Raw genomic sequence first — 23858 nt, 5'->3', positions numbered from 1 at the left:
CGCCCGTACCCCGAACAGCGCTGAGGAGCCGAGATGGCCTACGAGATCGACAAGACCGAGGAGCAGTGGCGCGCGGAGCTGACGCCCGAGGAGTACCACGTGCTGCGCGAGTCTGGTACGGAGCGCCCGTTCACCGGTGAGTACACCGACACCGGGACCACGGGCGTCTACACCTGCCGGGCCTGCGGCGCCGAGCTGTTCCGCTCGGACACCAAGTTCGCCTCCCACTGTGGTTGGCCCAGCTTCTACGACCCGGCCGACTCGGACGCCGTCGAGCTGCTGACCGACAGCTCCCTGGGCATGGTCCGCACCGAGGTCCGCTGCGCCCGCTGCGGCTCCCACCTCGGGCACGTTTTCGAGGGCGAGGGCTATCCGACGCCCACGGATCAGCGCTACTGCATCAACTCGATCTCCTTGAAGCTGGAGCCCAAGGATCAAGAAGACTGAAGTGCCCGCCCCCCGGCGGAATACGCGACCGACCCCGGCAGTTCATTTGTACGCTGCACGCAGCTGATGTGATGCGTCTGGTCATGCGGCGCGACACAGTGGACAGCGCAACAGTGAACTCAACAGTGAAGGGGTGGCGACGCGCGTGGGGGAGAGCTTGGCTGCGGGGCCTGGTGGGCACATAGGTACGGCGGCGGGCGGGCGTTGGATCGTCCCCGTACTGGCGTTCGGCGGAATCTCCGTCGCCGTCATGCAGACCCTCATCGTCCCGGTCGTCGCCCAACTGCCGACCCTGCTGCACACCACGACGTCCAACGCCTCCTGGGTGATCACCTCCACGCTGCTGTCCGGTGCCGTCGCCACGCCCATCATGGGCAGGCTCGGTGACCTGTACGGGAAGCGGCGGATCGTGCTGCTGAGCCTGGGACTGATGGTGCTCGGCTCGCTGATGTGCGGCTTCACCTCGGCACTGGTGCCGATGGTCGCCGGGCGAGCCGTGCAGGGGTTCGCGATGGGCGCCATTCCGCTGGGCATCGGCATCATGCGCGACGCGCTGCCGCCCGAACGACTGGGCTCGGCCATGGCGTTCATGAGCTCGTCGCTCGGAGTGGGCGGCGCGCTGGGCATGCCGCTGGCCGCCTACGTCGCCCAGTACACCGACTGGCATGTGCTCTTCTTCGGCTCGGCGGGCATCGGCGCCCTCGCCATGGTGCTCGTCGCCCTCCTGGTGCCCGAGTCCCCGACCCGCACCCCGGGCCGCTTCGACGTGCTGGGCACCCTGGGGCTGACCGCGGGACTGGTGACGCTGCTGCTGCCCGTCTCCAAGGGCGGTGACTGGGGCTGGTCGAGCGGCACCGTGCTGAGCCTGTTCGGTTCCGCCGCGGTGATCTTCGCCGTCTGGGGGCTGTTCGAACTGCGGATCCCCCACCCGCTGGTGGATCTGCGTACGACGGCCCGCCGCCAGGTGCTGCTGACCAACCTCGCCTCCATCATGGTCGGCCTCGCCTTCTACGCCCTCACGCTGGTCCTGCCGCAGCTCCTGCAGCTTCCCGCCGCCACCGGATACGGGCTCGGCCAGTCGATGGTGGTCTCCGGGCTGTGTGTGGCGCCCATGGGCATCGCCATGATGCTCGTCTCCTCGCTGTCGGCGCGGCTGTCCAAGGCTCGCGGCCCCAAGGTGTCGCTGATGACGGGTCTGCTGATCCTGGCCGTCTCCTATCTGCTGGGCACCCAGCTGATGTCGGCGGTGTGGCAGACGGTGGTGCTGTCCGTGCTGATCGGCGTCGGCATCGGAATCGCCTACTCCGCGATGCCCGCACTCATCCTCGGAGCCGTCGCCCCCTCCGAGTCCGGCGCGGCCAACGGACTGAACACCCTGATGCGTTCGATCGGGACATCGACGTCGAGCGCGGTCGTCGGCGTGGTCCTCGCCCATATGACCAGCCCGCTCGGCGCCACCCGGGTGCCCAACATGGACGGCTTCCGTACGGCCTTCCTCATCGCGGCGGGCGCGGCGGTGCTGGGCCTCCTGATCGCCGCGTTCCTGCCGTCATCCTCCGGCCCCGACACCGGCGCGCCCCGTCAAAGGCGCGGGGAACTGCGCGAGCTGCCACAGAGCACCCGCAGTCTGCGAACGACCGGGAGGGGCACCCCCTCTCCGAACCGCTAGCGCAGCACCGCGGCGGACGCCGGCGGCAGCCGCACCGCACCGTCCACCACCCGCGTCTCCGGCTCCCAGGCGGCGAGCAGCGCCGTCCGCGCGGAGGGCACCGGCACGGTTGCCGCATGCTCCGCGGAGAAGTTCACCGCGACGTACAGCGGCCCGTTGCGGAGCAGCAACCACTGCTCATCGCCGCCCTCCGCGCAGCGGACACCCGCCTCGCCCAGCGGCAGGTGCGCCAGCACGGGGTGGGCCCGGCGCACCCCCAGCAGCGTGCGGTGCCAGTCCAGCAGCCGAGCGTGCGGTGCCCGGGAGGGCTCGTCCCAGTCCAGGCACGAGCGGCGGCGGGTCGCCGGGTCCTGCGGGTCGGGGATGGCCTCGGCCTCCCACCCGTGCTCCGCGAACTCCCGTCGCCGCCCCGCGCGTACGGCCTCGGCCAGCTCGGCGTCCTGGTGGTCGGTGAAGTACTGCCAGGGGGTGCGGGCGCCCCACTCCTCGCCCATGAACAGCATCGGCGTCCCCGGCGCCAGCAGTACCAGTGCGGCCGCGCACGCCAGCAGTCCGGGCGGCAGGGACAGGGAAAGCCGGTCGCCCAGCGCCCGGTTGCCGATCTGGTCGTGCGTCTGCGCGTACGCCAGGAAGCGGTGTGCCGGGGTCTCGGCGGCTCCGGGACGGCGCACGGGCCGGCCGTGGCCGCGCCCGCGGAAGCTGGAGTACGTACCGTCGTGGAAGAAGGCGCCGGTCAGCGTCTTGGTGAGGGCGGCGAGCGGTGCGGCTGCGAAGTCGGCGTAGTAGCCGTGCGACTCGCCGGTCAGCGCGGTGTGCAGGGCGTGGTGGAAGTCGTCGTTCCACTGGGCGTGCACGCCGTGGCCGTTGGCGCTGCGCGGGGCCGTGGTGCGCGGGTCGTTCAGATCGGACTCGGCGATCAGGAACAGCGGGCGCCCGGTGTGTGCGGCCAGCGCGTCGACGGCCTCGGACAGCTGGGCCAGGAAGTGCTCCGCACGGGTGTCGGCCAGCGCGTGGACGGCGTCCAGCCGCAGCCCGTCGAGGTGGTGGTCGCGCAGAAAGGCCAGCGCGCTGCCGATGAGGTGGGCGCGCACCTCGTCGGAACCGGGTGCGTCCAGGTTGACGGCCGAACCCCAGGGGGTGCGGTGGCGGTCGGTGAAGTACGGCCCGAACGCGGGCAGTCGGTTCCCGGAGGGGCCCAGATGGTTGTGCACGACGTCCAGGACGACCCCGAGGCCGTGGCCGTGTGCGGCGTCCACGAACGCCTTCAGCCCGTCCGGCCCCCCGTAGGGCTCGTGCACCGCCCACAGCGCCACTCCGTCGTAGCCCCAGCCGTGGGTGCCGGGGAACGGACAGACGGGCATCAGCTCGATATGGCTGACGCCCAGGTCCGCCAGATGGCCGAGACGGTCGATCGCCGCCTCGAAGGTGCCCTGGGGCGTGAAGGTGCCGATGTGCAGCTCGTACAGGACGGCCCCGGGCAGCGGCACCCCCCGCCAGGGGTGCCGCCAGGTGTACGCGTCGTGTTCGACGACGGCGCTGAGCCCTTCGGGCCCGTCGGGCTGGCGGCGCGATCTCGGATCCGGCAGTACCGGCCCGCCGTCGAGGGAGAAGCCGTACCGGGTGCCGTCCCGGGCCGGTGCCTCGGCCTGCCACCAGCCCCGGTGGGTGGGCGAGGGGGTCATCGGGAGCCCGGAGGCGGGCGGGAGATGCAGGGTGACGGTTCGCGCGGTGGGAGCCCATACGTCGAACAGCATGCGCCCCATTCTCACCGGCCGCCCGGCACCTGTCGCCGGGCGGCCGGGACCGCGCCGCTCACCCGTGTTGGTGCAGTCCCCGTCCCGCCAGCGTCAGGAAGGCCTCCCCGACCGCCTCGCTCAGCGTCGGGTGCGGGTGGATGTGCTGGGCGATGTCCTCGGGGGAGGCGTCCCAGGCGACGGCGAGCTGGGATTCCGCGATCATCTCGGAGACGTGCGGGCCCACCAGATGCACACCCAGTACCCGCCCGTCGGGGCCGGGTTCGGCGACGACCTTCACCATGCCGCCCTGACCGTGCACCATGCCCTTGGCCGTGGCGGTCAACGGCAGCACATTGGTCACCACCTCGTGCCCGTCGGCCCTGGCCGCCGCCTCGCTCAGCCCGACCGAAGCCGTCTGCGGGCTGGAGTACGTCACACGCGGCACCGCCGCGTAGTCCACCGGACGGGGCGAGAGTCCTGCCAGCGTCTCCGCGACCACCAGCCCCTCCGCGAACGAGGCGTGCGCCAGCCCCAGGGAGGGCGGCGGGAGGAGATCGCCGACGACGTGCACACCGGGGACGGCCGTCTCCAGCGTGGTCCAGTCGGCCGGTGGCACATGGCCCCGCTCGTCCGTCGCCACCCCGGCCGCCGCCAGGCCCAGCCCGTCGGTGACCGGGACGCGGCCCACCGCCACCAGCAGCCGTTCTACCGCCAGGACGGTCTCCGCCCCGCGCGCCGGCTGCACCCGCGCCTCGACACCCGCGCCCGATCCGCCGGGCCGCCCCGCGCCGGTCCGGTGGGCGTCCACCAGGCGGGCGCCCGTCAGCACGGTGATGCCCCGCTTCTTCAGCGCGCGGGTCAGCTGCCGGCTGATATCCGCGTCCTCCAGCGGCAGCAGCCGCTCCGCCGCCTCCACCAGGGTGACCTCGGCGCCCATGGAGCGGTGGAACGAGGCGTACTCCACACCGATCGCTCCGCCGCCCAGCACCAGCACGCTGCCCGGCAGTCCGGGAGCGAACAGCGCGTCGTCGCTGGTGACCACGTGCTCCCCGTCCGGCTCCAGGCCGGGCAGCGTACGCGGCCGGGAGCCGGTCGCCAGGACGAGACCGCGCCGGGCCGTCCACCGCTCGCGTCCCCCGTGCGCCGCGGCGTCGACGTCGACATGGCGGGACCCGGCCAGCGTCGCGGTGCCCCGTACGACCGTGACGCCGGCCTTGGAGAGCTGGCCCTCCACGCCCTTGTGGTTGCGCGAGACGATGTCGTCGCGGGTGGCGACCAGGGCGCTCCAATCGACGCTGTCCAGCGTGGCCTTGACGCCCCACCGCTCGCGGGCCTCGGCCACCCCGTCGACCAGTTCCGCGGCGTGCAGCATCGCCTTGCTGGGCACACAGCCGCGATGCAGACAGGTGCCGCCGACCAACTCCCGCTCGACGAGGGTGACGTCGAGACCCAGGTGTGCGGCGCGAAGTGCCGTGCTGTAGCCGCCCGTTCCGCCGCCGATGACGATCACATCTGTGGTGTTCCCACTCATGGCCCCAGCCTCCGCCCCCGCCGGGGGATGAGTCCAACGCAATGATTCTATGGAAGCAATGAAAAGCGTTCATGGCAGTTTCGGCAGGGGTTCGGAGGTCGACTGGTGAGTCTGCGGCAGATGGAGTATCTGGTGACGGTCGTCGAGGAGACCTCCTTCACGCGCGCCGCCGAGGCGCTGCACGTCACCCAGTCGGCACTTTCGCACCAGATCAAGGCGCTGGAGCGCGAGGTCGGTGGCCCGCTGCTGGAACGGCTGCCGCGCGGCGTACGGCTGACCCCCATGGGGCGCGCCTTCCTGCCGGACGCCGAACTCGCCGTCCGCAGCGCCCGCCAGGCCCGCCGTGCGGCCCGCGCCGCGGCCGGTGCGGGCGGCGGTGAGCTGGAGATCGCCACCGTGCACGGGCTGGCGGTCGGCGTCCTGACGGAGGCCGTCGCGCGGATGCGGCAGCTCCACCCGCGGGTGACGCTGCGGCTGCGCGAGTACGCGACGGAGGAGGAACTGCGGGAACGGATGGCACGCGGGGTCGCCGACCTCGCCCTCGGCTACCGGATCGAGGACTGGCACGGCCCCTGCTGGGAGGTCGGTGAGGAGAGGATCGTCCTCGTCGTCCCGCCCGACGACCCGCTGTGCGACCGCCCGGGCGCCCAGGGGGAGCCGGTGGCGCTGGAGGAACTGGCCGACCGCGGCTGGGTGCGGTGCGGGATGGAACCCCGGATCGAGGGCCGGCCCTTCGTCGACCTGGTCTGCGGCCGGGCCGGGTTCGTCCCGCACACCGCCCTGCGGGTCGAGCACCCGACGACGGCGGCCCGGATGGCCGCCGCCGGCGCGGGCATCTGCCTCGTCTCGGCCCATCTGACGCCTGCCCTCGTGCCCGCCCGGCAACTCGTGGACATCGGCCCACCCTGGCGCCGCCCGCTCACCGCCTTCTGCCGCTCCCGGCCGACCGGGGCGGCGGAGGCCTTCCTGCGCGTACTGCGGCAGGGGCAGCCGCCCGGCGACCGGCCCGGCTAGGCCCGGCGTTCGAGCAGGGCCACCGGTGCGCTCCGGAAGAGGTGGCTCAACAACACGGTGCCGGACAGCTCGCGCGTGCCGCCGCCGTCCGGGAGGGCGTCCCGCCAGATGCCCTCCGGCAGCGTCAGGCTCGTGGGGCCCCAGCCGCCGTGCCGGCCCAGGCGCAACGACAGCCGGGTGACCGCGACCAGCACCGCACCGCTCCGTACGAACGCCACGCAGTGCGCGGCCTGCTCGCCCTGGGCGTACAACGGTTCGTACGCGGCCGCGGCCCTGGAGAGGAACAGCTCCGGGTGGTCGGCGCGCAGCCGCAGCGCCGTCGCCGTCAGCCGCGCCTTCTCCGTGGCCGGCAGACTGCTTCCGTGCCGCTCGCCCAGCACCGCCGGGTCCCGGTTGTCGGGGTCCACGAGCGCCCGGTAGGTGTGCTCGGTGCCCTGGTACAGATCGGGCACGCCGGGCATCGTCAGCTGCACCAGTGCGGCACCCAGCACGTTGGCCCGCACATGAGGGGCGAGACCGGTCGCGAATGCGGCTGTCGCCTGTGCGTCCGCGCTGTCGCGCTGGACGGTGACGAAGCGCTCGACGGCGGCTTCGTACTCCGCGTCCGGCTCCGTCCAGGTCGTGCGCAACCCCGCTTCCCGTACCGCCTTCAGCAGGGCGGGCACCAGCCGTTCGGGCGGCGGCGGGAACACGCCGAGGGCGAGCGCGGTCTGCCGGTACACCCAGGCCGTGTGGCGGTCGGGCGCCGCCGAGGTGTCGGTCCGCGCCAGCAGTTCGGCCCACTGCCCTGGGCACTCGCTCAGTACGGCCAGTGCGGCGCGGGCGTCACCGCTGCGTTTGGTGTCGTGTGTGGACAGCACCACGCCCGATGTGGGCCGCTCCCGCTGCATACGGGCGCAGTACGCGTGGAACTCCTCGGGCGGCACCGCCGGGCTGCCCGGCTCGCCGCCCACCTCGCACGCCGACAGCAGCGGCACATAGCGGTAGAAGGCCGCGTCCTCCACCGACTTGGCGCGCAGCGCGGAGGACAACTGCGCGAACCGCACAGGGAACCGTCTGCTGTCCGTGCCGGGCCCGGTCGAGGCGTCGCCCAGCGCGAGCCGCAGTACGGCGTCCACCGCTGCTGCCTCCTCGGCCGGCCGGAAGACCTCCCGGGCTCCTGCCGCGGCACGCTCCAGCAGCGCGGCGTCCTCCGGCCCGGGGGGAGCGCCGTGCGCGGTGTACGGGCGGTACACCGGCAGCCGCACCAGCAGCTCGCACAGCGCGGTCCGCAGCGCCCAGGGCGCGTGGTCGCGCAGCGCCAGGTCCGGGGACGCGGCACACGCCCGTGAGGCGGTACGGGTCAGCCGTTCCGTCTCCGCGGCCAGATCGTGGGTCAGCACGCGACGGGCGGCGCGCTGCCGGGTCGCCTCCCACTCGCCACCCAGGTCCGCCGGCGCCCCGGTGAACGCCCGGTACGCCTCGACCAGTTCGCGGTGGCCGTGCGGGTCGGTGAAGAGCCCGTCCACGTGCCGGAGCGCGTCGTACCCCGTCGTGCCCGCCACCGGCCAGTCGCGAGGCAGCGCTTCACCGTCGGCGAGGATCTTCTCCACGATCGTCCAGCGGCCTCCGCTCTGCTCGTGCAGCCGCCGCAGATAGCCGCCCGGAGCGGCGAGACCGTCCGGATGGTCGACGCGCAACCCGTCGACGACGCCCTCGCGCAGCAGCTGGAGCACCTTGCGGTGGGTGGCCGCGAACACCTCCGGGTCCTCGACCCGTACCCCGATGAGACCCGAAATGGTGAAGAAGCGGCGGTAGTTGAGCTCGCTCCTGCCCAGCCGCCACCACGCCAGGCGGTAGTGCTGCGCCACGCACAGTTCGGGCAGCGGCAGCTGCTCGGTGCCCTCGCGCAGGGGCAGCACATGATCGCGGTAGCGCAGGGTGCCGTCCTCGACCCGCATCTCGGGCAGCGCCTCGTGCAACCGTTCCCCGAGCACCGGCAGCAGCACCCGCCCGTCGCCCGCCGCCCAGTCGATGTCGAACCAGCGCGCCCAAGGGGAGGCGGGGCCCTGGCGCAGCACCTCCCACAGCGGGCGGTTCAGCCGGGTGTCGGAGGGGACGGCCATATGGTTCGGCACGATGTCCAGGACCAGCCCCAGCCCGTGGGCGCCGGCGGTGGCCGCCAGCGCCCGCAGCCCGCGCTCGCCCCCCAGCTCCTGGCGCACCGAGCCGTGCTCGGTCACGTCGTAGCCGTGGGTGGAGCCCGGTACGGACGTCAGCACGGGGGACAGGTGCAGATGCGAGACGCCGAGCCGCGCCAGGTAGGGGACGGCGCGCTCGGCGGCGGCGAACGGGAAGTCCGGCTGGAGCTGGAGGCGGTAGGTCGCCGTGGGCGCGGCCACCGACGGAGTGCCCTCACATGTCATATGAGCCCTCATTCCCGGCCGGGGACACCCTCAGACGGGAGGGCGGAGGGTGACACCGTCAGTCACACCGGGCGTTGCAGCACCGCCATGTTGTGGGACTCCAGGGGCAGTTGCGCGCCCACGGCCACCTTCGGGCCCCCTCCTTGCGCGTAGGTCTCCTCCTGGGCGGTGTCGACGACGACCTCCCACTCCCGGCCGTGGTTGACGGGGATCACGAAGTCCACCGGCTCGTGGTGCGCGTTAAACAGCAGCAGGAACGAGTCGTCCGTGATGCGCTCCCCGCGCTCGCCCGGCTCGGAGATGGCGTTGCCGTTGAGGAAGACGGTCAGGGAGCGGGTGTGGGCGGCCTGCCATTCGCGCTGGGTCATCTCGGCGCCCTGCGGGGTGAACCAGGCGATGTCGGAGAGCTCGTCGTGGGTGCCCTCCATGGGCCGCCCGTGGAAGAACCGGCGGCGGCGGAAGACGGGGTGGTCGCGCCGCAGCCACACCATGGCGCGTACGAAGTCGCACAGCGCCTGGTCGGGCGCACCGGACCAGTCGGTGGGGGCGCCGTCGTCCGGCCACCGCACCCAGGCCAGCGGACCGTCCTGGCAGTAGGCGTTGTTGTTGCCGTGCTGTGTGCGGCCGAACTCGTCGCCGTGGCTGAGCATCGGCACACCCTGGGACAGCATCAGTGTGGCGATCAGGTTCCGCTTCTGGCGGCGCCGCAGTGCCACCACCGCGGCGTCTTCCGTGGGTCCCTCGGCGCCGCAGTTCCACGATCTGTTGTAGCTCTCTCCGTCGCGGTTGTCCTCGCCGTTGGCCTCGTTCTGCTTGTCGTTGTACGAGACCAGGTCGTACGAGACCAGGTCGTGCAGGGTGAATCCGTCGTGGCAGGTGACGAAGTTTATGGAGGCCAGCGGGCGGCGTCCGTCGTCCTGGTAGAGGTCGGAGGAGCCGGTGAGCCGGAAGCCGAACTCGGCCATGGCGCGCGGTTCGCCCCGCCACAGGTCGCGCACGGTGTCGCGGTAGCGCCCGTTCCACTCGGTCCACAGGGACGGGAAGTTGCCCACCTGGTAGCCGCCCTCCCCCAGGTCCCACGGCTCGGCGATCAGCTTCACCTGGCTGACGACGGGATCCTGCTGCACCAGGTCGAAGAAGGAGGAGAGCCGGTCGACCTCGTGGAACTGCCGCGCCAGGGTGGCGGCCAGATCGAAGCGGAAGCCGTCCACGTGCATCTCCAGCACCCAGTAGCGCAGCGAGTCCATGATGAGCTGGAGGACGTGGGGGCTGCGCATCAGGAGTGAATTCCCCGTGCCCGTCGTGTCCAGGTAGTAGCGCGGATCGTCCGCGAGGCGGTAGTACGAGGCGTTGTCCAGTCCCCGGAAGGAGAGCGTGGGGCCGAGGTGGTTGCCTTCCGCCGTGTGGTTGTAGACGACGTCGAGGATGACCTCGATGCCTGCCTCGTGCAGTGCGCGCACGGCGTGTTTGAACTCCTGCACCTGCTGGCCGCGCTCGCCCCAGGAGGCGTAGGCGCTGTGCGGGGCGAAGAAGCCGATGGTGTTGTAGCCCCAGTAGTTGCTCAGACCCGCCTCGGCGAGCCGGTGGTCGGTGACCGACTGGTGCACCGGCATCAGCTCCAGCGCGGTGACGCCCAGCTGAGTCAGATGGGCGATGACCGCGGGGTGCGCCAGCGCCGCGTAGGTGCCGCGCAGCTCGTCCGGCAACTGCGGGTGCAGCATGGTGAGGCCCTTCACATGTGCCTCGTAGAGCACCGTGCGGTGGTAGTCGGTGCGCGGCGAGCGGTCGTCGCCCCAGTCGAAGTAGGGGTTGATCACCACGGAGGTCATGGTGTGCGGTGCGGAGTCCAGGTCGTTGCGCCGCTCGGGGTCGTCGAAGTGGTAGCCGAAGACGGCCTCGTTCCAGTCGACCGAGCCGCTGATGGCCTTCGCATACGGATCGAGCAGCAGTTTGGCGCTGTTGCAGCGCCGGCCGTTCTCCGGCGCGTACGGGCCGTGGGCGCGGAAGCCGTAGCGCTGGCCGGGCAGCACCCCGGGCAGATAGGCGTGCCGTACGAACCCGTCCGACTCGCGCAGCTCGACCGCCGTCTCCGAACCGTCCTCGTACAGCAAGCACACCTCTACGCGCTCCGCCGCCTCGGAGAAGACGGCGAAATTGGTGCCCGCGCCGTCGTAGTTGGCCCCCAAGGGGTACGCGTGTCCCGGCCAGACCTGCATAGGAGTGTCTCTTCCCCATCGACGTGTCGCTACGGCACCGCGGCGGGCGCGGTGGGCCCCGTCGTCATCTTCCCCCGTCCGCCGGTGCGGTTACCGGAAGTTGACAGGGGTTCCGGGTGCACCTGTCGGACGGCCGCAGTAGTCTTCCTTGATCGAACAGCGGGGGCCGAGACCGGGCGTGGAAGGCGGTGCGCAGTTGGGCGCGGGAGGGCTTGAACTCCCCCCAGGCGACGGCGGTGAGGGGCCGGAAGGCGGCGGTGCCGCCTCGGAAGCCGGAACGGCGGACGATCCCATGGGCGGGCTGGGGATGGGAGGACCGCCCGGCCGGAGGCTGGGGGAGGCGGGGCTGCAGCCCGGCGCCGTCCCGCTGGCGCGCCCCATGGAGATCGGCGCGGACGTGGGCTGGAGCGAGGACGACTGGGCCGAGGTACGCACCAGGGCGCAGCGCGCCGGGCGCGCCTACGTCTGGCTGAACCTGGTCGAACAGCGGACGCGGGCCGTCGTCGCCGCCGTACTGCGGCCGATCTACGAACCCGTCCACGGCGAGGAGTGGGTGATCGCCGCGGCCGGACCGGCGGGGCAGGAGTGGGTGCAACGGGCCGCGGCCGTACGGGAGGTCAGCCGGCGCAAGGGCTATCTCCTGGACCCCGCCGACGACACCCTCATCTCGTTCCTGACGCTGCCGCAGCTGCGCGAGTTGATGGTGCAGCACTGGCCCTGCTTCGAGCCGTACTTCGACGACCGGCGCGAGGTGGAGCTGGCGCTGGACGAACTGGAGGTGGCGCGCAGCGCGGTGGCGCGCAACCGCGCGCTGTCCGAGACGGTGCTCGCACAGGCCGAGCGGATGTGCCGACGGCTGCTGGAGTTGCTGGGGACCGTGCCCGAGGGGGCGGCCGCGGTCGGCCGGCTGCCGGTCGACGCCGTGGAGGAGTTGGTCGGGGACCGCTTCGCCGATGTGGTCGGTGTGCACGCCGACCGGGTGCGGCTCCAGCGGCAACTCCCCGCCGAGGACCTGTTCGGCGGGGCGCGACGGCTGGACGCCATCGGGATCGGGCTCAATCTGCTGGTGCAGAACTACAGCGGGCGGCGGCTGGTGCGGCTGGCCGAGGCGGGCTGCCGGGTGCGGCTGCTGTTCCTCAACCCGGCCAGCAGCGCCGTGAAGCGGCGGGAGCGGGAGCTGGGCCTCAAGCGGGGCGAACTGGCCCGTTCGGTGGAGACCAACATCCTCCATATGCGGCGGGTCCGCTCCCGGCTGCGGGACCAGGCGGCCTTCGAGATCCACGTCTTCGACGAGACCCCGCGGTTCACCGCGTACATGGTCGACGGGGACGGCCCCGACGGGCTGGCGGTCGTCCAGTCGTATCTGCGCGGCGCGCGGGGGATGGAGACGCCTGTCTTCGTGCTGCGCGGTCCCGGACGTACGGTCTCGTCGGCCGCCCGCGACGAGTCGGAGGGGGCGCTCTTCCCCGCCTACCGCGAGGAGTTCGAGTCGTTCTGGGCGGACTCGCGGCCGGTGTCATAGATGTGCGGCAGCAGGCGGCCACCCCCGTGTGTCGTGTGTGTCACAGTCCCCCAAGTCCCTTGAGCCACACCGAGCAATCCGACAGTGTTTCGAACGATCCATCGACGGATCGGCTCGACCGCACACTTCGGAGGACTTCCTCGGCATGGCACAACACGGGGCACGCCACACCAAGCGCCGGATATCCCTCGCGATCGGCGCCGCCGTCGCCGTCGCGGGGGGAGCGACACTGCTGACCCTCCCGGCCGGTGCCGCACCCGCAGAGGGCACCGTCCTGGGAGCCGGCGCCGAGGGCGCGGTCAAGGGCGACTACATCGTGCTGCTCAAGGGTGACCCCGCCAAGGGCACCGGGGCCAGGGCTGCCACCGAGGCCGAGGACCTGTCCGACGAGTACGGCGGCAAGGTCGAGCACACGTACCACGCCGCGCTCAACGGCTACTCCACCAAGGGGCTCAGCGCCGAGGACGCCCGGCGGCTGGCGGCCGACGACAAGGTGGCGAAGGTCGTCCAGGCCCGGGTGATCACCGGACAGGCCACCCAGACCGATCCACCCTCCTGGGGACAGGACCGGGTCGACCAGGCGGCCAAGACGCTCGACAAGAAGTACGGCTACCCCGACAGCGCCGGTTCGGGCGTGCGGGCGTACGTCGTCGACAGCGGCGTGCGCGTCAGCCACCAGGACTTCGGCGGCCGGGCCGTCAACGGCTACGACGTCGTGGACGGCGACAAGACCGCGCAGGACGGCGCCAACCACGGCACACACGTCTCCGGCACCATCGCGGGCACCAAGTACGGCATAGCCAAGAAGGCGAAGATCGTCGCCGTGCGCATCCTCGGCGACGACAACAGGGGCACCACGGCCGACGCCGTCGCCGGCATCGACTGGATGATCAAGGACCACAAGGCCAAGGGCGGCCCGGCCGTGGCCAACATGAGCATCGGCGGCTTCAAGGACTACGCGCTGGACGAGGCCGTCGAACGGGCCGTCGCCGCGAACATCACCTGCGTCGTCGCGGCCGGCAACGACAGCGGTGACGCCTCCGCCGCCTCCCCGGCCCGGGTGCCCCAGGCCATCACGGTGGCAGCCAGCGACCAGCAGGACCGGCAGACGGACTTCTCCAACTACGGCAAGAGCGTCGACCTGTACGCCCCCGGCATCGACGTCGTCTCGGCCAGCAACAGGAGCGACAGCGCCTCCATGGCCGGCTGGGGCACCTCCATGGCCACCCCGCACGTCTCCGGCGCCGCCGCCCTCTATCTGAGCCGGCACAAGACGGCCACTCCCGCGCAGGTCGCCGAGGCGCTCACGGACGGCGCGACCAAGTCGGCGATCACCAACCCGAGCACCGGTACGCCCAACAAGCTGCTGCGCGTGCCCAAGTAACGCTCATTCACGGTCATTTCTGACCGACGCCCGTGCGTAACCCCGGATTTCCGGGTAAGCGCCCACCAGGCCCGCCGCGCCCTCCCCCCACGGGGCACGGCGGGCCGCTCCCGTACCGGCGCCGCTTCGGCAGCCGTCAGGCGGCTGTGGCGGGGACCGGGAGGCGGGTGGTCGTGGCGGCCGTGTAGCGCTCGATCACCACCCGGGCCACCTCCGGTGCCGCGCCCAGCGCCGGGGCGAGGATGTCGGCTCCGGCCTCGTGGGCTCCGGCCGCGATGCGGTCGGGGAGGCGGCCGGGGGCCAGCACGTAGGGGGCGACGGCGACCCGGCGGGCTCCGGCGGCGCGCAGGTCCCGCACGGCGTCCGCCGTGCGGGGTCGAGCAGCGGAGGCGAACGCAGGCCGCACGGCACACCAACCGGTGGTACGCCGCCACTCCCGCGCGATTTCAGCGATCACTGCGCTCGCCTCCGGGTCCGAGGAACCGGCGGACGCCAGAACGACGCCGGTCGAGTGCGCGTCGCCGGGGGGCAGTCCGGCCGCGCGCAGCCGCCGCTCCAAGGCGGCGGTCAGCAGGGGGTGCGGGCCCAGTACGTCGGCCTGCTGGACGGTCAGGTCCGGCAGTGCGGACGTCACCTCGGCCAGTACCCCCGGGATGTCGGTCTTGGCGTGGAAGGCACGGGTGAGCAGGAGCGGGACGGCCACGACCTCGCGGGTCCCGGCCGCGTACAGCCGTCCCAGCGCCCCGTGCACCGACGGCGCGTCGAAGTCCAGATAGCCGGCCGCCACCCGGACGCCGGGCAGCCGCCGCCGTACCCGGGTGGTGAGCGCGCCGATCGTCGCGGCGTGCCTGGGGTCCCGGCTCCCGTGCGCGACGAGCAGCAGTGCGGGCGGCCGCCGGCCGGCGGGGTCCGGTGGTGCGGGGAACATCAGCGCAGCAGCCCCCGGTGGCGCAGGACGCGCCGCTCGACGGGCGCGAAGATGAGCAGTTCGATGCCGATGCCCACCAGCAGGATGAGCAGAATCGCCCCGAGCACCAGCGGCATGTCCTGGTAGGAGCGTCCGGTCTCCAGCAGCCGGCCCAGGCCGGCGCCCAGCTCGGGGGAGGTGGCGATGAGTTCGGCCGCCATCAGGGAGCGCCAGGAGAACGCCCAGCCCTGCTTGAGGCCCGAGATGTAGCCCGGCAGCGCGGCGGGCAGCAGCACATGCCGTACGCCGCTCACTCCTGTCGCGCCGAGGACCTTTCCGGCGCGCAGATGCAGCGGATCGATCCGGTCCACGCCTGCGACCAGCCCGTTGGCGATGGAGGGGACGGCGCCGAGCAGTACCACCGCGTAGATCGTGGCGTCCGTCAGCCCGAACCAGATGATGGCGGCGGGCACCCAGGCCACCGACGGCAGCGACTGCAGCCCCGACAGTATCGGCCCGATCGCCGCGCGTACCGGTCGCACCCGCGCCACCAGCAGCCCCAACGGGGTACCGACCGCCAGCGCCACCACGAAGCCCAGCGCGCCCCGTGAGACGCTCTGCCAGATGATGCTGAGGATGGTGCCCTTGTACCACTCCTCGGCCAGCGCGTCCCACACCATCAGCGGGCTCGGCAGCTGGTAGTCGGGCTTCAGGTCGAGCGCGAACGCGGCCTGCCACAGCCCCAGTACGAGGGCGACGGCCACCAGCGGCGGCAGCGCCTTGCGGCGCAGCAGGACCGGCAGCGGTGTGCGGGCCGCGGTGCGGGTGTCGAGCGCGTCGAGGCCCGCCTCCAGTCCGGCCAGGTCGCTGCCGGCCTCGCGGCTCTTCCCTGGGGCGGCGGTGGGCCCGGCGGCGGCCCCGGCCCCGGCGGCGGTGGCGTCCGCGGCAGCACCCTCTGCGGCGGCGGCCCCGGCGGCGGACGCCACCCGTTCGTCGTCGGCTTTCGGCTGTGTCTCAGTGCTGGCCATGGCGGCGGATCTCCCCCCGGAGCTGTTCGGTGATCTCGACGGACAGTCCGGCCACGTCCGCGTCCTCGATCCGGCGCGGGTGCGGGATGCCGACCTGCCATTCCCGGGCGATCCGCCCGGGCCGGGAGGAGAGCAGCACGACGCGTTCGGCCAGGCGTACGGCCTCCCGGACGTTGTGCGTGACGAACAGGACGGCGACGTCCGTCTCCGACCAGATGCGGGTCAGCTCCTCGTGCAGGACGTCGCGGGTGATGGCGTCCAGCGCGGCGAACGGCTCGTCCATCAGCAGCAGCTTGCTGTCCTGCGCCAGCGCGCGGGCCAGCGCGACCCGCTGCCGCATCCCGCCGGACAGCTCGTGCACCCGCTTGCGGTGCGCGCCCTTGAGCCGTACGAGCTCCAGCAGCCGCTCGGCCTCGGCCGGGCGCTCCGCCTTGGGCATGCCGCGCAGCTTGAGCGCCAGCTCGATGTTCTTGCCCGCCGTCAGCCACGGGAAGAGCGCGTGCTCCTGGAACATCAGCGCCGGGCGGCCACCGGGCACCTCGACGGTGCCCGAGGTGGGGCTGTCGAGCCCGGCGACGAGGTTGAGCAGCGTGCTCTTGCCGCATCCCGACGCGCCCAGCAAGGTGACGAACTCGCCGTCGGCGACATCGATGCTGATGTCGTCCAGCACCTGCTGCTGGCCGAACGTCTTGGAGACGTTCGCGATACGGGCGGCAGCGGCGCGCCTGGTCGTTGTCACGGTCACCGGTTCACCTCCTGCAGTGGTCATCAGCGGTCGTTCCGGCCCAGCCCGGCGTCGCTCGGAGCGGGGCGGCCCTCGCTCTTGAGGACCCGGGTCAGCGGGGTCAGGTCGTAGATCCTGGACAGGCGGGGCTTCTTCAGCAGGTCCACCGAGGCCGCGTGCTCGGCCTGCCGGCGCAAGGTGGCGGCCAGCGGGTCGTCCGTCACATCGATCTGTGCGAACGCGCGGTCGAGCACCTTGTGGGGCAGGGGCTTGCCCGCGTCCCGCCGGAGGGCTTCGTTGAGGTGCTTCTTGGCCGCGTCCGGGTGCGAGCGGATCCACGCGTTCGTGCGCACGGACCCGCGCACCACCGCCTCGACGGCGTCCGGGTGTTCCTTGAGGAAGTCCTGCCGCACCACCAGGTTCGTGGTGACGAACTTGCCGTCCTTCCACAGCTTTTCCTCGTTCAGCAGGACCTTTCCGCCCTTGCTGACGAGCCTGGAGGCGGTCGGCTCTGGCACCCAGGCGCCGTCGATGCCGCCCTGCTGGAAGGTGGTGGGGATCTCCTTGTTGTCCTGCCGCAGTACCGAGGTCGCGCCTTCGCCCGTCTCGGGGTCGACCTTGATGCCCTTGGTCTTGAGGTAGTGCAGCAGAGCGACGTCCTGGGTGTTGCCCAGCTGCGGGGTGGCGATCTTCTTGCCCTTGAGGTCCTTGAGGGAGTCGACCTTCTCCGGGTCGACGACGAGCGAGGCCCCGCCGGAGGTCGCGCCCGCGACGATGCGCAGGTTCTTCCCGCCGGATTGCACATATCCGTTGATGGACGGCGACGGTCCGACCCACGCCATGTCCACGGCCTTCGCGTTGAGCGCCTCTATCGCGGAGGGGCCCGCGTTGAAGACCTGTGTCCTGACCCGCGTTCCGCCCAGCTCCTGCGGGACGGGTCCGCCCGAGCGCAGCCCCACCAGAGGGGTGGTGTGGGTGACGTTGGGGAAGTAGCCGAGCTTCACCTCGGCCAGCCCGTCGACCTTCTTGCCGCCCACGGGCTTCGGGTCGCCGCTCTCGACGGCTTTGGAGCCGTAGCCGCAGCCGGCGGCCAGCAGCAGGGAGGGCACGGCGACCAGGGCGCCGAGAGCGGTGCGGGTGCGGCGGACGTGGCGCGGCGGCCGAGGGCTCGGGATGCGGACAGGGGACACGAGGGCGTCCTCTCAGGAGGGGATGCGGGACGGGGACCGGGCGTACTCACCTACGCTCGTCACCGTCCACATCGCCCGACTCCGCCCTGGCCGCTGCCGCGTGCGCCGCTGCCGATGCGGCCACCGGTCTGGTCGAAGGTGGAGAAGGCCTCTCCCGGGATGCGGATGCCCATGGCTCAGAAGTCCCAGCCGTCGTCGTCGGGCGCCGGCGCGGATGCCGTCCGGGCGCCGGCGAAGGCCTCGCCGGCCATTCCGGCCGTCAGGGTGGAGCCGTCGGCCGGGTCGATCAGCAGGAAGGAGCCGGTGCGCCGCGAGCTCGCGTACGGGTCGACGGGCAGCGGCTCGGCGGTGCGCAGCACGACGCGGCCGATGTCGTTGGCGGCCAGTTCTCCGGGCGCCGGGTGGTGGGAGAGGTCGGCCAGGGTCAGCCGGGAGGGGATCTCCTTGACGATGGCCTTGACCGTGCGGGTGGTGTGCTTGAGCAGTACCCGGTCGCCGGGCCGCAGCGGCCGGTCGTGCAGATGGCAGACGGTCGCGGTCAGATCCTGGCTGGGCCGCACCGATGCCTCGGCCGGGGCGATCAGGTCACCGCGTGAGATGTCCAGGTCGTCGGCGAGCCGGACGGTGACCGACTGGGGCGCCCAGGCCACGTCCACCGATTCCCCCAGTGCGTCGATCGCCTCGATGGTGCTGGAGCGGCCGGAGGGGTGGACGGTGACGCGGTCGCCGACGCGCAGCACGCCGGAAGCCAACTGGCCGGCGTAGCCCCGGTAGTCGCGGTGCTCGGCGGTCTGAGCAGAAGGGGCCGCGCGAAGCGCGTCGTTGTGCGGGCGGGGGCGGGTGACGGGCGGGCGGATGACGTACTGGACGGGGAAGCGGGCCGGGTCGTCGGTGGGGTCGTGGGTGACCGCGACCGTCTCCAGGTGTTCCAGGACGGTCGGCCCGCTGTACCAGTCCATGTGCGCGGAGGGCGTCACCACGTTGTCGCCCTCCAGCGCGGAGATCGGGACGGCGGTCACCTCGGGCACGCCCAGGGAGGTGGCGTAGTCGGAGAACTCGCCCGCGATCCGCGCGAACGTCTCCTCGGCGTAGTCGACCAGGTCCATCTTGTTGACGGCGAGCACCACGTGCGGGACGCGCAGCAGCGCGGCGACGGCGGCGTGCCGGCGGGTCTGCTCGACCACGCCGTTACGGGCGTCGACCAGGACGACGGCCAGCTCGGCGGTGGAGGCGCCGGTGACCATGTTCCGGGTGTACTGCACATGCCCCGGGGTGTCGGCCAGGATGAACCGGCGCCTGGGGGTGGCGAAGTAGCGGTAGGCCACGTCGATGGTGATGCCCTGCTCGCGCTCGGCGCGCAGCCCGTCGGTGAGCAGCGCCAGGTCGGGTGCTTCCTGGCCGCGTGCCTGCGAGGCCCGGGAGACCGCCTCCAGCTGGTCGGTCAGCACCGACTTGGAGTCGTGCAGCAGGCGGCCCACCAGGGTGGACTTGCCGTCGTCGACGCTTCCGGCGGTGGCGAACCGCAGCAGTGAGGTGGCCGCCGACGCTTCGGCGGCCTGAGCTGTTCCGGCTGTGGTGCTCATCGTCTAGAAGTAGCCTTCCCGCTTGCGGTCTTCCATCGCGGCCTCGGAGAGCTTGTCGTCGGCCCGGGTGGCGCCGCGCTCGGTCAGCCGGGAGGCGGCGATCTCGGTGATCACCTTCTCCACCGTGTCCGCGTCGGAGTCCACGGCGCCGGTGCAGGACATGTCGCCGACGGTGCGGTAGCGCACCAGACGGGTCTCCACCCGCTCTTCGTCCTTGGGGCCGCCCCACTCACCGGGGGCGAGCCACATCCCCGAGCGGGAGAAGACCTCCCGCTCGTGCGCGTAGTAGATCGGGGGGAGTTCGATCTTCTCCCGCGCGATGTACTGCCACACGTCCAGCTCGGTCCAGTTGGACAGCGGGAAGACCCGCACATGCTCGCCCGGGGCGTGCCGCCCGTTGTAGAGCTGCCACAGTTCGGGGCGCTGCCTGCGGGGGTCCCAGCCGCCGAACTCGTCGCGCAGCGAGAAGACGCGCTCCTTGGCCCGGGCCTTCTCCTCGTCCCGGCGTCCGCCGCCGAAGACCGCGTCGAAGCGGTGCTCGTTGATGGCCTCCAGCAGCGGAAGCGTCTGCAGCGGGTTGCGGGTGCCGTCCGGGCGCTCGCGCAGGGTGCCCGCGTCGATGTAGTCCTGCACCGAGGCGACGTACAGCCGCAGTCCGTGCTCGGCCACCGTCTCGTCCCGGAAGCGCAGCACCTCGGGGAAGTTGTGCCCGGTGTCCACGTGCAGCAGCCCGAAGGGCAGCGGCGCCGGGGCGAAGGCCTTCAGCGCCAGGTGCAGCATGACGATCGAGTCCTTGCCGCCGGAGAAGAGGATCACCGGGCGCTCGAACTCTCCCGCGACCTCGCGGAAGATGTGCACCGCCTCCGACTCCAGCGCGTCCAGGTGGGTCAGCGCGAAGGGGTTGTCGATCTCCTCCGGCGCGGTCACCGCCGTGGTCATAGCAGTCCCCTCTCCTTCAGCAAGGTGTGCAGCGTGCCGGCCGATTCGGCCACGTCACGTCCGTGTGTCTCCAGGCGCAGGTCCGGGTCGGCCGGCTCCTCGTACGGGTCGTCGACACCCGTCAGTCCCGTCAGTTCGCCGGTGGCCTGCTTGGCGTACAGGCCCTTCACATCGCGCTGCGAGCACACCTCGACCGGTGTGGCCACGTGCACCTCCAGGTAGGGCGTGCCCTCGGCCATGTGCCGCTTGCGCACCGCCTCCCGGCTGTCGGCGTACGGCGCGATGACCGGCACCAGCGCGATCACCCCGTGCGAGGCCAGCAGTTCGGAGACGAAGCCGATGCGCTGCACGTTGGTGTCCCGGTCGGTACGGGAGAAGCCGAGTCCGGCGGAGAGGAAGGTGCGGATCTCGTCGCCGTCCAGTACCTCGACCCGGCGTCCCTCGCCGCGCAGCCGCTCGGCGAGCGCCGTGGCGATCGTCGTCTTGCCCGCGCTGGGCAGGCCGGTCAGCCATACCGTGGCGCCGCGTGCTCCGCTCATCGGTCTCCCCTGCTCGTCTGGTTCGGTCGCTTTGTCCCTGATGCCCCGTTGTCACTGGTGCAGCCCGCACTCGGTCTTGCCGCTGCCTGCCCAGCGCCCGGCGCGTGCGTCCTCGCCCGCCAGCACCCGGCGGGTGCAGGGGGCGCAGCCGATGGAGGCGTAACCGTCGGACAGCAGCGGATTGGTCAGCACGCCGTGCTCGGCGATGTAGTCGTCCACGTCCTGCTGGGTCCAGCGGGCGATGGGGGAGACCTTGACCTTCTGCCGCTTCTCGTCCCAGCCGACCACCGGGGTGTTCGCCCGGGTCGGGGACTCCTCGCGGCGCAGGCCCGTGGCCCAGGCGTCGTAGTCGCGCAGTCCCTCCTCCAGCGGCTGCACCTTGCGCAGCGCGCAGCACAGATCGGGGTCGCGGTCGTGCAGCCTGGGGCCGTGCTCCGCGTCCTGCTGGGCGACCGACCGGCGGGGGGTGAGGGTGATGACCTCGACGTCCATGACGGCCTTGACGGCGTCGCGGGTGCCGATGGTCTCGGGGAAGTGGTAGCCGGTGTCGAGGAAGACGACGCGTACGCCGGGGAAGACGCGGGAGGCCAGATGCGCGACCACGGCGTCCTCCATGGAGGAGGTCACGCAGAACCGGTGCCCGAAGGTGTCGGCGGCCCAGCGCAGTACCTCCAGCGCGTCGGCCTCCTCGAAGTCGCGGCCCGCCTGTTCGGCCAGCGAACGCAGCTGGTCGGCAGAGCGCTGCCGGGCTATGTGCGCGGTGCTCATCAGAGGGGTTCCTCTCCATCGGAGTGTGCCGGGCGCAGCCCGGAGGCGAGCAGCCCGAGGAACTTCAGCCGGAACGCCCGGTTGCAGGCGGAGCACTCCCACGCTGCGCCTTGCCCCGCAGGTGTCTCCTCTTCGCTGGGGCGCAGGTCCTCGTCCCCGCAGTACGGGCAGTAGAACGGCGCGGCCCTCTCACTCATTTGAGATCACTCTCCGCGGCCCGTGCCGCCCACTGGGCGAACCGTTCGCCGTCCTCGCGCTGGGCCTGGAAGGCGCGCAGCACGCGTTCGATGTAGTCGGGAAGCTGCTGGGCGGTCACCTTCAGCCCGCGCACCTTGCGGCCGAAGCCGGGCTCCATGCCCAAGGAGCCGCCCAGGTGCACCTGGTAGCCCTCGACCTGGTTGCCGTCGGCGTCGGTGACCAGCTGGCCCTTCAGCCCGATGTCCGCGACCTGGATGCGGGCGCAGGAGTTGGGGCAGCCGTTGAGGTTGATGGTGACGGGCTGGTCGAAGCCGGGGAGCCTGCGCTCCAGTTCGTCGATCAGCCAGGAGCCGCGGCCCTTGGTCTCCACGATGGCCAGCTTGCAGAACTCGATGCCGGTGCACGCCATCGTCCCGCGCCGGAAGACGGAGGGCCGGGTGGTCAGGTCGAGTGCCTCCAGGCCCTCGGCCAGCGACTCGACCTGGTCCTGCTCGACGTCGAGCACGAGCATCTTCTGCTCGACGGTGGTGCGCACCCGCCCCGACCCGTGGGCCTCCGCGAGGTCGGCGATCTTGCTGAGGGTCGCACCGTCGATCCGGCCCACCCGCGGGGCGAAGCCCACGTAGTAGCGGCCGTCCTTCTGCTCGTGCACGCCGATGTGGTCGCGCCACTGCTGGGCCGGCTGCGCGGGCGCCGGGCCGTCGATCATCTTGCGCAGCAGGTACTCGTCCTCCAGCACCTGCCGGAACTTCTCCGGGCCCCAGTCGGCGACCAGGAACTTCAACCGGGCGCGGTTGCGCAGCCGCCGGTAGCCGTAGTCGCGGAAGATGCCGGTGACGCCCTCGTGGACGTCGGCGACCTCCTCCAGCGGCACCCAGGCGCCCAGCCGCACGCCCAGCTTGGGGTTGGTGGACAGCGCGCCGCCGACCCACACGTCGAAGCCGGGCCCGTGCTCGGGGTGTTCCACGCCGACGAACGCCACGTCGTTGATCTCGTGCGCGACATCCAGCAGGGGCGATCCGGAGACGGCCGTCTTGAACTTGCGGGGCAGATTGGAGTAGGCGGGGTTGCCCACGACGCGGCGGTGGATCTCCTCCACGGCGGGGGTGCCGTCGATGATCTCGTCGGCCGCGATGCCCGCGACGGGGGAGCCGAGGATCACGCGCGGGGTGTCGCCGCAGGCTTCGGTGGTGGACAGCCCGACGCCCTCCAGCCGCCGCCAGATCTCCGGCATGTCCTCGATGCGGATCCAGTGGAACTGCACGTTCTGCCGGTCGGTGATGTCGGCGGTGCCGCGGGCGAACTCCTGGGAGATGTCCCCGATGACCCGCAGCTGCCCGGTGGTCAGCCGTCCGCCGTCGATGCGGACGCGGAGCATGAAGTACTCGTCGTCCAGCTCCTCCGGCTCCAGTACGGCGGTCTTGCCGCCGCTGATTCCGGGCTTGCGCTGGGTGTAGAGGCCCCACCAGCGCATCCGGCCGCGCAGGTCGGCGCCGTCGATGGACTCGAAACCGCGATGAGCGTAAATCGTCTCAATGCGCGTCCGCACATTGAGACCATCGTCGTCCTTCTTGGTCTGCTCGTTGCCGTTGAGCGGCGTGAAGTGACCAGCGGCCCACTGCCCTTCGCCGCGGTGGCGTCCTGCCTTGCGGCGGGCGGGGGCTGGGGGCACCCCCTGCTCGGAGAGCTCGGGGGAGGGGCGCTCGGAGGTGTCGGCCATGGCGGGAGATCCTTCGGGCAGGGGGCGCGGGCACACGTCGGGCGGGTGCGGTCGGGGTGCGCCGGGCGGTCCGGTCTCGTCAAGAGCGGTCGAGGCGCCCGTACGCAGGGGTTTCGGCACCGCTCCCGGGCGGCTCGCCCGCGACGGTGAGGGCGGCGGCTGCGGTTCGGCGATACCGGGTCGGCGTCGGAGGACGTCAGGAGGGGGGTGTCAGAACGGCGGTGCTGTGACTGTCAGCTCGCCGGACAGATGGCGCTGGACACGCGAACGAGGTCGACGTGACGTCGACTCACCAAGGCGATTCCAGCGCGAGACATGACGGAAGCGTCGCACGCGCG

The 23858-nt window shown here is 72.0% G+C and carries 20 protein-coding genes; 5 read left to right on the top strand and 15 right to left on the bottom strand.

What is annotated here, in order from left to right:
• Positions 1-33 precede the first annotated feature (33 nt).
• Together msrB and KBY19_RS08115 are read left to right on the top strand one after the other, a co-directional pair.
• A complete protein-coding gene (msrB, locus tag KBY19_RS08120) occupies positions 34-447 on the top strand; it encodes a peptide-methionine (R)-S-oxide reductase MsrB (RefSeq protein ID WP_099884934.1) in 414 nt (137 codons plus the stop codon).
• 157 nt (positions 448-604) lie between these two features.
• Positions 605-2116 carry an MFS transporter gene (locus tag KBY19_RS08115; protein WP_247690740.1) on the top strand — a complete coding sequence of 504 codons (1512 nt, stop codon included), beginning with the start codon at positions 605-607 and terminating at the stop codon, positions 2114-2116.
• On the opposite strand, the gene treZ is transcribed toward KBY19_RS08115, so the two are convergent.
• Both treZ and lpdA read right to left on the bottom strand, forming a co-directional pair.
• Entirely contained in the window at positions 2113-3870 is a 1758-nt protein-coding gene (treZ, locus tag KBY19_RS08110) for a malto-oligosyltrehalose trehalohydrolase (RefSeq protein ID WP_210965477.1), read from the bottom strand. The genes KBY19_RS08115 and treZ overlap by 4 nt on opposite strands.
• Positions 3871-3928: 58 nt before the next feature.
• Positions 3929-5383, bottom strand: a complete 1455-nt coding sequence (gene lpdA / locus KBY19_RS08105; protein ID WP_210965476.1) for a dihydrolipoyl dehydrogenase — start codon at positions 5381-5383, stop codon at positions 3929-3931.
• Positions 5384-5488: 105 nt separating this feature from the next.
• Here lpdA and KBY19_RS08100 point away from each other — a divergent pair, with 105 nt between their 5' ends.
• Positions 5489-6397 carry a LysR family transcriptional regulator gene (locus KBY19_RS08100; protein WP_099884937.1) on the top strand — a complete coding sequence of 303 codons (909 nt, stop codon included), beginning with the start codon at positions 5489-5491 and terminating at the stop codon, positions 6395-6397.
• Here KBY19_RS08100 and treY read toward each other — a convergent pair.
• Both treY and glgX read right to left on the bottom strand, forming a co-directional pair.
• Complete coding sequence (gene treY / locus KBY19_RS08095) at positions 6394-8802, bottom strand: malto-oligosyltrehalose synthase (protein ID WP_210965475.1); 2409 nt, start codon at positions 8800-8802, stop codon at positions 6394-6396. The two genes, KBY19_RS08100 and treY, sit on opposite strands and share 4 nt — an antisense overlap.
• A gap of 62 nt (positions 8803-8864) precedes the next feature.
• On the bottom strand, positions 8865-11018 hold the full coding sequence (glgX, locus tag KBY19_RS08090) for a glycogen debranching protein GlgX (protein ID WP_210965474.1): 2154 nt from the start codon (positions 11016-11018) through the stop codon (positions 8865-8867).
• A 196-nt stretch (positions 11019-11214) separates the two neighbouring features.
• Between glgX and KBY19_RS08085 the strand changes: the two genes are divergently transcribed.
• A complete protein-coding gene (locus KBY19_RS08085; RefSeq protein WP_247690739.1) occupies positions 11215-12540 on the top strand; it encodes an SAV2148 family HEPN domain-containing protein in 1326 nt (441 codons plus the stop codon).
• A gap of 145 nt (positions 12541-12685) precedes the next feature.
• Entirely contained in the window at positions 12686-13924 is a 1239-nt protein-coding gene (locus KBY19_RS08080; protein ID WP_099884940.1) for a S8 family peptidase, read from the top strand.
• Between the two features lie 136 nt (positions 13925-14060).
• On the opposite strand, the gene KBY19_RS08075 is transcribed toward KBY19_RS08080, so the two are convergent.
• From KBY19_RS08075 to KBY19_RS37750, 11 genes are all read right to left on the bottom strand, one after another.
• Entirely contained in the window at positions 14061-14852 is a 792-nt protein-coding gene (locus tag KBY19_RS08075) for a sirohydrochlorin chelatase (RefSeq protein ID WP_185018363.1), read from the bottom strand.
• Positions 14852-15859, bottom strand: coding sequence for an ABC transporter permease (locus KBY19_RS08070; protein WP_210955747.1), 1008 nt, complete (start codon positions 15857-15859; stop codon positions 14852-14854). Before KBY19_RS08070 ends, KBY19_RS08075 begins: the two co-directional genes overlap by 1 nt.
• Complete coding sequence (locus tag KBY19_RS08065; protein WP_210955746.1) at positions 15846-16628, bottom strand: ABC transporter ATP-binding protein; 783 nt, start codon at positions 16626-16628, stop codon at positions 15846-15848. Before KBY19_RS08065 ends, KBY19_RS08070 begins: the two co-directional genes overlap by 14 nt.
• Positions 16628-17701, bottom strand: coding sequence for an ABC transporter substrate-binding protein (locus KBY19_RS08060; RefSeq protein ID WP_247690738.1), 1074 nt, complete (start codon positions 17699-17701; stop codon positions 16628-16630). The genes KBY19_RS08065 and KBY19_RS08060 overlap by 1 nt, the downstream gene beginning before the upstream one ends.
• A gap of 248 nt (positions 17702-17949) precedes the next feature.
• A complete protein-coding gene (locus KBY19_RS08050; RefSeq protein ID WP_210965473.1) occupies positions 17950-19356 on the bottom strand; it encodes a sulfate adenylyltransferase subunit 1 in 1407 nt (468 codons plus the stop codon).
• A gap of 3 nt (positions 19357-19359) precedes the next feature.
• Positions 19360-20295: a sulfate adenylyltransferase subunit CysD gene (gene cysD / locus KBY19_RS08045; protein ID WP_099884944.1), complete on the bottom strand. Its 936-nt coding sequence runs from the start codon at positions 20293-20295 to the stop codon at positions 19360-19362.
• Positions 20292-20834 carry an adenylyl-sulfate kinase gene (cysC, locus tag KBY19_RS08040; protein WP_185018367.1) on the bottom strand — a complete coding sequence of 181 codons (543 nt, stop codon included), beginning with the start codon at positions 20832-20834 and terminating at the stop codon, positions 20292-20294. Before cysC ends, cysD begins: the two co-directional genes overlap by 4 nt.
• Positions 20835-20885: 51 nt before the next feature.
• Positions 20886-21602 (bottom strand): phosphoadenylyl-sulfate reductase, encoded by a 717-nt coding sequence (locus KBY19_RS08035; RefSeq protein WP_210965472.1) that lies wholly within the window; start codon positions 21600-21602, stop codon positions 20886-20888.
• The gene (locus tag KBY19_RS08030; RefSeq protein WP_099884947.1) at positions 21602-21799 is read right to left on the bottom strand and encodes a hypothetical protein; all 198 of its coding nucleotides are present in this window, start codon (positions 21797-21799) and stop codon (positions 21602-21604) included. The genes KBY19_RS08035 and KBY19_RS08030 overlap by 1 nt, the downstream gene beginning before the upstream one ends.
• A complete protein-coding gene (locus tag KBY19_RS08025; protein ID WP_221506060.1) occupies positions 21796-23520 on the bottom strand; it encodes a nitrite/sulfite reductase in 1725 nt (574 codons plus the stop codon). The genes KBY19_RS08030 and KBY19_RS08025 overlap by 4 nt, the downstream gene beginning before the upstream one ends.
• Positions 23521-23753: 233 nt before the next feature.
• Complete coding sequence (locus KBY19_RS37750) at positions 23754-23837, bottom strand: putative leader peptide (protein WP_344569275.1); 84 nt, start codon at positions 23835-23837, stop codon at positions 23754-23756.
• Positions 23838-23858 lie beyond the last annotated feature (21 nt).

Origin of the sequence: Streptomyces sp. B15, assembly GCF_018070605.1 — a bacterium.
GTDB lineage: Bacteria > Actinomycetota > Actinomycetes > Streptomycetales > Streptomycetaceae > Streptomyces > Streptomyces smyrnaeus.
This window is presented reverse-complemented; position numbering and strand designations above follow the sequence as displayed.

Excerpts from the sequence above, each read along its gene's own strand:
- KBY19_RS08080 (WP_099884940.1), top strand. The coding sequence starts at position 12,686 with ATGGCACAACACGGGGCACGCCACACCAAGCGCCGGATATCCCTCGCG.
- KBY19_RS08050 (WP_210965473.1), bottom strand. The coding sequence starts at position 19,356 with ATGAGCACCACAGCCGGAACAGCTCAGGCCGCCGAAGCGTCGGCGGCC.
- KBY19_RS08025 (WP_221506060.1), bottom strand. The coding sequence starts at position 23,520 with ATGGCCGACACCTCCGAGCGCCCCTCCCCCGAGCTCTCCGAGCAGGGG.
- KBY19_RS08030 (WP_099884947.1), bottom strand. The coding sequence starts at position 21,799 with ATGAGTGAGAGGGCCGCGCCGTTCTACTGCCCGTACTGCGGGGACGAG.
- cysD (WP_099884944.1), bottom strand. The coding sequence starts at position 20,295 with ATGACCACGGCGGTGACCGCGCCGGAGGAGATCGACAACCCCTTCGCG.
- msrB (WP_099884934.1), top strand. The coding sequence starts at position 34 with ATGGCCTACGAGATCGACAAGACCGAGGAGCAGTGGCGCGCGGAGCTG.
- KBY19_RS08035 (WP_210965472.1), bottom strand. The coding sequence starts at position 21,602 with ATGAGCACCGCGCACATAGCCCGGCAGCGCTCTGCCGACCAGCTGCGT.
- cysC (WP_185018367.1), bottom strand. The coding sequence starts at position 20,834 with ATGAGCGGAGCACGCGGCGCCACGGTATGGCTGACCGGCCTGCCCAGC.
- KBY19_RS08075 (WP_185018363.1), bottom strand. The coding sequence starts at position 14,852 with ATGTTCCCCGCACCACCGGACCCCGCCGGCCGGCGGCCGCCCGCACTG.
- KBY19_RS37750 (WP_344569275.1), bottom strand. The coding sequence starts at position 23,837 with ATGTCTCGCGCTGGAATCGCCTTGGTGAGTCGACGTCACGTCGACCTC.
- KBY19_RS08065 (WP_210955746.1), bottom strand. The coding sequence starts at position 16,628 with ATGACCACTGCAGGAGGTGAACCGGTGACCGTGACAACGACCAGGCGC.
- treY (WP_210965475.1), bottom strand. The coding sequence starts at position 8,802 with ATGACATGTGAGGGCACTCCGTCGGTGGCCGCGCCCACGGCGACCTAC.
- treZ (WP_210965477.1), bottom strand. The coding sequence starts at position 3,870 with ATGCTGTTCGACGTATGGGCTCCCACCGCGCGAACCGTCACCCTGCAT.
- glgX (WP_210965474.1), bottom strand. The coding sequence starts at position 11,018 with ATGCAGGTCTGGCCGGGACACGCGTACCCCTTGGGGGCCAACTACGAC.
- KBY19_RS08070 (WP_210955747.1), bottom strand. The coding sequence starts at position 15,859 with ATGGCCAGCACTGAGACACAGCCGAAAGCCGACGACGAACGGGTGGCG.
- lpdA (WP_210965476.1), bottom strand. The coding sequence starts at position 5,383 with ATGAGTGGGAACACCACAGATGTGATCGTCATCGGCGGCGGAACGGGC.